The 591-nt window shown below is 45.0% G+C and carries 1 protein-coding gene and 1 pseudogene; one reads left to right on the top strand and one right to left on the bottom strand.

All coding sequences use genetic code 11. The features are described from left to right. A pseudogene (locus R7R78_RS27985) lies at positions 1 to 232 on the top strand (hemolysin); the annotation flags it as partial. Between the two features lie 60 nt (positions 233 to 292). Here R7R78_RS27985 and R7R78_RS27980 read toward each other — a convergent pair. Then, positions 293 to 591 (bottom strand): ClpXP protease specificity-enhancing factor SspB (locus tag R7R78_RS27980; RefSeq protein ID WP_225474836.1); only part of this gene is annotated, 299 nt, incomplete at its 5' end.

The following is a 591-nucleotide window of genomic DNA, read 5'->3' as shown; positions in this document are numbered from 1 at the left end:
TGGCTATGTAACCGCTCAGCAAGGTGAACGCGCGACGGAGATTTCGCGCAATATCTCTGGCGTAAAACAGGTGATCAAAGGGTTCCAATACGGAGACGCAGAACCAGTTAAAGTCGATTTACCTAGCGACGGTGTGACAACACAGACACAGACACAGACACAGACACAGACACAGACACAGACACAAGATGATAGTGATCCAGATGTCGAGACGTTTACCATCAGTGACTAAACGATATTGAAAAACTTGAAACCGAAGTATAAAAAAAGCAGCGTTAACGCTGCTTTTTATTTACTTAATCACTCTTAAGCTTGGTCGACCTTTAGGACGAGGAGCTTCTTCCTCTTGGGATTCTGCACCAATCTCCTCAGAAGTTTCTTCCGTCACCGCCTTAAAAGATGGTGACAAATCTTCTTCTTCAATCGTTTCTTCTTCGATGTGCGTGTACGCTTCTTCTGGTTCAAACATTGTTCCAGCACCGTTTTCACGAGCATAAATCGCTTGAACTGCATACACTGGCACGATCACTGAGTGTGGTCGGCCACTAAAACGAGCATGGAAGGTAATCGCATCATTACCCAACTCTAAGT

The sequence above is a fragment of the Vibrio sp. 2134-1 genome (assembly GCF_033339495.1).
The sequence above is the reverse complement of the archived record's forward strand: the minus strand, read 5'-3'. Positions and strand labels throughout refer to the sequence as shown.